Source organism: Devosia sp. (genome assembly GCF_017307565.1).
GTDB lineage: Bacteria > Pseudomonadota > Alphaproteobacteria > Rhizobiales > Devosiaceae > Devosia.
Genome location: NZ_JAFKHD010000482.1, coordinates 1 through 7,111, shown reverse-complemented (window position 1 = coordinate 7,111; position 7,111 = coordinate 1). Strand labels below are relative to the sequence as shown.

Sequence of the window (7,111 nt, the reverse complement as noted above, 5' to 3'; positions counted from 1 at the left end):
TCATGGACGAGGCCACCAGCGCGCTCGACCCCGAGAGCGAGGCCATCGTCAAGCGCAGCATCAAGGGGATCGCTGCCGGGCGCACCGTCATCATCGTCTCGCATCGCCTTTCGATGCTGACCGATGCCGATGGCATCCTCGTCATCGATCGCGGCCGGCTGGTGGATGTCGGCCCGCATAGCCAGCTCGTCTCGCGCTGCACGACCTATCGGCAGTTGTGGACCCAGCAGATGAAGCTCGTCGGATGAGTGCACCAGCAAAGCCTGCCAAACCCGCCAAGCCCGTCAAACTGGTCAAGTCCCCGAGCAAGCCGGCGCTCAAGGTGGTGCCGACGGTCAAGCAGGACGCGGTCATGGATTTCCAGACCGACGCCATTGCGCTCGAGGAGCGACGCCCCCCGCCGGTCGCGCGGCTGACGCTCTATCTAGTGGCGCTGACCATCGGCTGCGCCATCTATTGGGCGAGCGTGTCGCGCATCGACCAGATCGTGGTTGCCCCAGGCCGGCTGACCACCAGCGAGCCGACGCTTGTGATGCAGCCGCTCGAAACCTCCATCATCCGCTCTCTCACGGTCAAACCCGGCGACATCGTCACCAAAGGCCAGCTGCTGGCGACGCTCGATCCCACCTTCAGCTCCTCCGATGCCGGGCAGATCCAGTCCAAGCTCGCCGGCTTCAATGCGCAGATCGACCGGCTTCAGGCCGAGCTGAAAGGCGAGGTCTACGTTCCGCCAGCCGGGGCCAGTGCCGAGGCGCTGATGCAGGGCCAGCTTTCGGCACAGCGTCATTCGGCCTATCAGGCCAAGCTTGATGATTTCGATGCCCAGATCGCCCATGGCGAGGCAGTGCTATCCGCCACCCGGTCGGAGGAGGACATGCTCAACCAGCGCCTCGCGGGCCTCCAGGAAATCCAGTCCATGCACGGCACGCTGGCCACTAGCGGCAACGGATCCAAACTGGCGTTTCTGCAAAGCCAGGACGTGAGCCTTGATCTTCGGGTCAGCCTTACGCGTCTTTCCGGTCAGTATTCCGTCGCCACCGAGCAGCTCCAGCAGGCCCGCGCCGAGCGGCAGAACTACGTGGAAGACTATCGCCGCGTGTCGCTCGAATCCCTAATCGACCTACAGGACCAGCAGGCGGGCGCCGCCGAAGAACTGCGCAAGGTTGATCTGCGCGAAGCCATGTCGCGCATGACTGCGCCGGCCGACGCAGCCGTCCTCGAAGTGGCGCAGCGCTCGGTGTCGTCCGTGGTACAGCCGGCCGAGCCGCTGATCACACTGGTGCCGCTCAACGTGCCGCTCGAAGTGGAAGCGACCGTCTCGGGCAGCGACATCGGCCACCTTGCCGTCGGCGACATGGCACGCATCAAGTTCGATGCCTTCCCGTTCCAGGAGCACGGGACCTTGGAAGGCAAGGTCGTCTCGATCAGCGAGAACGCCTTCTCCGGCCAGCAGGGCGCCGACAAGCAAAGCGGCCCGAGCTTTTACCGGGTGCGGATTGCGCTGGGCGACGGGCAGCTGCGCGGCTTGCCGCAGACCTTCCGCATGCTGCCGGGCATGACCGTATCAGCCGAAATCCATGCCGGCGATCGCACCGTCATCTCCTACTTCCTCTATCCGCTGGTTCGGGGCCTCGACGAAAGCCTGCGCGAGCCCTAGGCGATTTATCGCGCCTGGCTGCGCAGGGCCTGCACCACGCCGCGTGAGCGCCAGGCGTAGAGCATCCATCCAAACTCATAGGGGCGGCATTCCCGATCGACCGGGCCGGGCGGGAAGGCGGCGTCGAGATAGGGCAGGTGCCAGCCGGTAACCGCCGCCGTCGTCAGCGCCGACAGCGCACGCACGAGCTTGCGCGGCTCCCGCCGGCCCACCTTGCGCCAGATCATGGCATCCTCGGGGGAGGCGATGGGCTCTGCGGTCTCGGGGTGATGGTCGATCCAGTCGAGTCCCTTCATGATGGCGTCGCGGTGGTCGGTGCCGCCGGCGTCGTGCAGGTCGAGCAACGCCATCGGCGCCATTGCGTGCTGGTGTACGCTATAGACCGGGTAGCCTTCCACCACGCTGCCCTCGCGTGCATCATAGTGCCACCACCATTGCCCAGCCGGCCCCTGCAGCGCCACGATCCGCGCAGCGCAGGCTTCAGCCGCGTTGAGAGCGGCGGCATTTCTGTTGGCAAAACCCAGTCGCGCCAGCGCCTGGATGGGATAGACCTGATCGGCAAAGCACCCGACATGGCCGCGGGCAAAACCAGCGGCGCGGGCAGGCATGGTGTGGGCAAAGAGCCCGCCCGGTCCCTGCGCATCGAGCAGCATTCTTGCCGCCAGCCACTCCACCTTTTCACTTGGGCCGAGCTCGCCGGCGGCCAATGCAGCCGTCAGCGCCCAGGCGACCGGCACGGTCTCCACCTCGCCGCTTTCAAGATAGTCTTCCAACTGCTGGAAGAGATTGCCGGCATAGACGCCCGCAATTTCCGCCGCCGCCCAGGCCGCGAGGGCCACAGCCCCCGGCTCGCGCGAGCGCGCCGCCCGTTCCACCGTGGCATTGACCAGATCGATGGCCGTGCGCTCGCCCAGCACATGACGCTGCATCGATTGGAAGGTCCAGGCAAGGCCCATGGCGACGATGATGGCATAGCGCAGGCTGCTGCCCTCGGGGGCAGTACCGCCGCCATTCTTGTCGCCGATGCCGCGCATTGTCTGGGGAAACTGCAGGCCCGGCAGCGCCATGCGCTTGAGCCCGTCGCTGGCGATCGCGCACAGCTCGGGCAGGCGGCGTCGGGCGACATCGAAGCGACTGTCGAGCCCCAGAATGCGGTCGAATTCCGGACCGGGATCGTCGGCGTGGTCGGGCAACCCAATCATATCTTGCAGCATGTTTCGCCCCTGATTGTCTCAGCAACCTGCCATGGGGCCGGGACTGCCGCACTTCGCCCATTCGATGGATGGAGGGACAGCGCGCCCGAGCGCCTGGCGTCGGGTGATAGATCGATGGATGCAGGCCCGATCAGGGATTTTCGCGGTTCCACATGTCTACCATGCCCGCCGCATTGTCCTGCCAGACAAGGCCGATCATGCGCCGGCATCGGTAGAACCGCACGCGGGTCACACAGGCCAGCGCCAGTCCCCGGTCCCGCCAGGTCGGCGCCCGATCCGAGCGCCAGATGCGCAGCACTTCGTAGGCGGGCGACATGGCCATGACGGCACTCTTGCCCAGCCAGCGCAACCGTCCCAGCGGTCGTGAATTCACGCTGCGGAATTCATGCGCAACGTGGCGATCCCAGCGGCGGGCCAGTTCGGCAAACGAACTGCAGGAGGGGGTGGAAACCCTGGCATCAGGCAGATAGGCGATACGAAATCCCATGCCGGTGGCACGTTGGCCCCATTCGGTGTCCTCCATCGAGCCGATCCCGCCAAAGGGACCCACTGATCGGAACACATCGGCGCGAACTACCATATTGCCGGTCGCGGCAAAGCCGTAGCGCTCCACATAAAGCCGCGTGCGGTAGCTATAGACATTCTCATAGGCTTCGACGGCCGACATGCGGCCGGGCCGCGCCGGCCGAATGCGGATATCGCCGCCGGCGAAATCGGTTTCGGGGTGGCTGTCGAAGTGGCCCAGAATGGAAGCGAGCCAGCCGGGGGCGGGGACGCAGTCGGCATCGATAAAGGCCAGCAGTGGCGCCTCGGCCATTGCGGCCCCGAGATTACGCGCCGGCCCAGGCCCAGGTGTCGGCTCGCGCAGGAGGCGTAGGCCGGGCACAAGGCTCGTGGCGAAATCAGGAAGCTCACGTGACCCATTGTCGACGACGATGATCTCAATGGGACGATCAACCTGCTGCGCCGCGAGCGCCGTGAGACAGAGCCGCAAGCCATCGGCGTCATTGAGATGGGGAATGATGACACTGACGGCGGGCTGCTCGGCCATGTTGCGGACCTCGACTGCGAGATAGGCCGCAAGATTGAGACAGAGCCAAGGGTGGTTCAATAACCCGACCCTGCCGGTGCTCTAGCTAGAAGTGATGCACCGGCGTCATGGGTTTCAACGATTCCAGCCCAGCCGGCTTTCCACGCGACGGGCGCTGGATTTCACCAGGTCGATGAGGTCGGGGTTTTTCTGGTGTACCTTGGCCTCTGGCACGACAATGGACATGGTGGCAAGACAAGCGCCGCTGGCGTCGAGGACCGGGGCGGCGATACAGGCGACGGCGAAGTCGGATTCGCCGGCCTGAATGGAAATACCCCGGGCCAGGGCCTCGTGGGCATGGTCCGCCAGCGTCGTCGGATCGGTATCGGCCCGGCCTGTCGGGGATACGCGCGCCGAACGCTCAAAGATGGCGAGAAGCTCGGCCTTGGGCAGGTGCCCCACCAGAAGGCGGCCCGAAGCCGTCCAATTGAGCGGGCTGCGGCTGCCAACGCGGGAGCTGACATTGAAGTGCCCGCTGCCATCCTCCATGGCGAGCACGACCATCATGTCCTGATCACGCCCACAGACCTGCACGGTCTCGCCCGAGAGGCGCGCGAGTTCGTGCATTTCCTGGGTAGCTGCACCCAGAAGGTCGAGGTTCCGGGCATAGGTGAGCCCATAGTGATAGAGCCGCGGCCCCAGCCAGATGAGCCCATTGCCGTCCCGGTTCAGCAGATCTTTTTCAACCAGGTCGTCGATGATGGCATAGATGGTGGAGAGCGGCGCGCCAACGGCGCGCGCGATCTCGTAAGCGGTCGTTGCCTGCTCCACTTTCTGCAGGTGGTCAAAAATCTGCAGGGCTCGGTCTATGCCGCTCGTGCGCGAGCGGCGTTCGGGTTGCGCCGTAGTCGGACTATCGTTCACGCAAGTGATCCCTTCGGGTTTGACGCCGACGATTTATGCGCTCAATCGGGCCAGTTCAATATCGCTGCTTCCTGCGCGAGCCAGCGGTCGGCGATACTGGTATGGATGACCTCGTTGGCGCGCTGGGCCTTTTCGAGTTCTTCCACCAGCCGGGCTGCAACGACAGTCTCCTCGTTCGGGTGCAGGTTGCACGGGTCAAGGAAGAACAGTCCGTGCTCGGCCTCGTGATCGCGCACGATGATAGGCCTCTCGCCGCGGGCGAGTGCAGAGGCAAGGTCCCACGCGGTGATCCTTGCCGTTTCCGGATCAACCCTGACCTCGAGCCGGTCGAGTGGGTTGTCGGTGGGGTCGGGAACGATCTTTGGTGTGATGCCCGGTCGCCCTTCGAGGGTTTCCATCCAGAGTTCGAGTGCAGCGCGTTCGCGGGCGCGAATGCCGTCGTGGTCGCGGGTCTTCCAGGCCTCGAGCGCCGCAATGACGCCCGCGATACCCTCCTTGCCGACCTTCATGCCGCGGCCAATGCCGCGGTTCTGCAAATAGATATTGCGGATAAAGGATTTTTCGCCGGCGCAGATGCCCGAGGTCGGGCCGCCGAGGAACTTGTGGCCCGAATAGAGAACCACATCGGCGCCATCGGCGAGAAAGCGCCTGAGGTCGTATTCGGAGGCGGCGTCGACGATAACCTTTACGCCGCGGGCGTGGCAGATATCGGCGAAGGTCTTGAGCGGAATTTGCGCATAGTCGACCACGTGATGCGAAACGACGAAAACGGCGGCGACTGTTCGCTCGGTGATCGCCCCGGCCAGTTGGTAGCCGTGGGCGCTGGTGGCCTGGCCAACGGGCACAACCTTGCCTCCGGCAAGGCGGATTGCCTGATCGACGGGGGCGCCATAGCTGACCATGTGGCCGGTCTGAATGAGAACTTCGTTGCGCAGTGGGCCAGCGTCGGGCAGTTGCTCGATGGCCCAGAGATTGTCTCCGGTGATCGCTGCCGCTACGGCGAGGCTGATGGCGGCCGAGCAGGAAGCCGTGACGAAACCGGCCTCGGCGCCGGTCAATTCGGCAATGGCGCGGCTCGCCCGCCGATGCAGGTCACCCATTTCGACGAATTCGGACAAGATCCGGGTCACCGCCGAAACGGCCTCGGGCACCACGATCGATGCGCCCAATGACGTCATGGTGCCAGAAACATTGATGACGGGGCGCAGGCCCAGTTCGGCGCGAATATCGGCATCGGTCGTTTTGCTCATTGTCCTCTCCCCTTCAGTCAAAAGCCACGATCGCTTCGATTTCGACGGTAATCTGGTTGGGCAGTGACCCGAAACCGACCGCCGAGCGTGCATGGGCACCCTTTTCGCCAAAAACAGCCCACATCAGGTCCGAACACCCGTTGATCACTGCTGGATGGTCGGCGAAGTCCGGCGCAGCATTGACCATGCCCAGCAGTTTGACGATGCGGCGAACGCGCCGCAGGTCGCCAAGGGCGGCTTCCATGACCGCGATGAGATTTATGCCGGTCAGCCGAGCGTGGGCATAGGCATCCTCGACCGATACATCGGTGCCCACCTTGCCCTTGTGCAGGCGGCCGTCTGCCTCGCTGGGCCCTTGGCCCGAGAGAAAAAGCAGCTTGCCCTCGGCGACGTGGGTCGCGAAATTCGCAATCGGGGCAGGCGCCGCCGGCAGAACAATGCCCAGCGCTGCGAGGCGCTCGTAGGGGCTGGCGTCCGGGCGCGCGGCAAGCTCGGTAACACTCATGCAAACAACTCCAACTCAGGCAAGTTCGCCCTGGCGAATGCAGGCGACGTGATGATTGCCGCCGATATGCTCGGCGGTAGGGACAATGCTGGCGCAGGCATCGATGGCCATGGGGCAGCGGGTGCGGAAGACGCACCCCGAGGGTGGGTCGATGGGCGAGGGAATATCCCCTGCCAGCGGCACATGAGTGCGTTTGCGCGTCGGATCAGGTACCGGCGCGGTGGCGAGCAGCGCGCGGGTATAGGGATGCCTGGGTTTGGCGTAGACCTGGCGCGACGGACCACGCTCCATGACCCGGCCCAGATACATCACCACCACCTCGTCGCAGAGATATTCCACGACGCTGAGATCATGGGCGATAAACAGCATGGTGAGCCCGAGCTTGCGCTGCAGATCGCCCAGAAGATTCAGAACCTGCGCCTGTACGGACACGTCGAGCGCCGAAACCGGCTCGTCGGCGACGATGAAGTCCGGCTCGACTGCCAGGGCCCGGGCAATGCCGATGCGCTGGCGTTGCCCGCCGGAAAACTC

The 7,111-nt window shown here is 64.7% G+C and carries 7 protein-coding genes and 1 pseudogene; 2 read left to right on the top strand and 6 right to left on the bottom strand.

The genetic code is table 11. The features are described from left to right. Both J0I64_RS21095 and J0I64_RS21090 read left to right on the top strand, forming a co-directional pair. A pseudogene (locus tag J0I64_RS21095) lies at positions 1-248 on the top strand (peptidase domain-containing ABC transporter); the annotation flags it as partial. Beyond that, positions 245-1,657 carry an HlyD family type I secretion periplasmic adaptor subunit gene (locus J0I64_RS21090; protein ID WP_291411993.1) on the top strand — a complete coding sequence of 471 codons (1,413 nt, stop codon included), beginning with the start codon at positions 245-247 and terminating at the stop codon, positions 1,655-1,657. The pseudogene J0I64_RS21095 and the gene J0I64_RS21090, both read left to right, overlap by 4 nt. A gap of 5 nt (positions 1,658-1,662) precedes the next feature. Here J0I64_RS21090 and J0I64_RS21085 read toward each other — a convergent pair whose 3' ends face one another. The 6 genes from J0I64_RS21085 to J0I64_RS21060 all read right to left on the bottom strand — a co-directional run. Next, positions 1,663-2,871, bottom strand: coding sequence for a hypothetical protein (locus J0I64_RS21085; protein ID WP_291411991.1), 1,209 nt, complete (start codon positions 2,869-2,871; stop codon positions 1,663-1,665). Positions 2,872-3,001: 130 nt separating this feature from the next. Beyond that, positions 3,002-3,922, bottom strand: a complete 921-nt coding sequence (locus J0I64_RS21080; RefSeq protein WP_291411989.1) for a glycosyltransferase family 2 protein — start codon at positions 3,920-3,922, stop codon at positions 3,002-3,004. Positions 3,923-4,036: 114 nt separating this feature from the next. Then, a complete protein-coding gene (locus J0I64_RS21075) occupies positions 4,037-4,825 on the bottom strand; it encodes an IclR family transcriptional regulator (RefSeq protein ID WP_291411987.1) in 789 nt (262 codons plus the stop codon). Positions 4,826-4,866: 41 nt separating this feature from the next. Beyond that, positions 4,867-6,075, bottom strand: a complete 1,209-nt coding sequence (locus J0I64_RS21070; RefSeq protein WP_291411985.1) for an aminotransferase class V-fold PLP-dependent enzyme — start codon at positions 6,073-6,075, stop codon at positions 4,867-4,869. A gap of 13 nt (positions 6,076-6,088) precedes the next feature. Then, positions 6,089-6,580, bottom strand: a complete 492-nt coding sequence (locus J0I64_RS21065) for a RidA family protein (RefSeq protein WP_291411983.1) — start codon at positions 6,578-6,580, stop codon at positions 6,089-6,091. Positions 6,581-6,595: 15 nt separating this feature from the next. Then, the coding region (locus J0I64_RS21060) for an ABC transporter ATP-binding protein (protein WP_291411981.1) at positions 6,596-7,111 on the bottom strand (516 nt) is incomplete at its 5' end.